Genomic DNA, 283 nt, shown 5'->3' with positions numbered 1-283 from the left:
ATGATTTTGAGAGTGGCGCCAACAGCACCGATTATCAGATTGTGGCGACCGATGCGGCAGGCAACACCAGTGATGCTATGACGGTCACTTTTGGTGTGACCGATGTCGACGACACCCAACCTGTTATCACAACCGACCAAAGTTTCACCTATGCCGAGAACCAGGCTGCTGACTTTGTGGTCGGCACCGTGGTTGCGACGGATGCCGTGGGTGTCACCGGTTACCAGTTCTATAACGGGGGGACGCCGTCCAACACCAGTGCCGATGGTTTCTACGCCATTGA

Annotated in this window: 1 protein-coding gene; it reads right to left on the bottom strand. The window is 55.1% G+C overall.

Annotation, left to right across the window (positions count from 1 at the left end):
* Positions 1 to 283 (bottom strand): hypothetical protein (locus ACY2RR_RS24480; protein ID WP_490110818.1); only part of this gene is annotated, 283 nt, incomplete at both ends.

Source organism: Parendozoicomonas sp. 2304DJ65-17 (assembly GCF_058148445.1).
The sequence above is the reverse complement of the archived record's forward strand: the minus strand, read 5'-3'. Positions and strand labels throughout refer to the sequence as shown.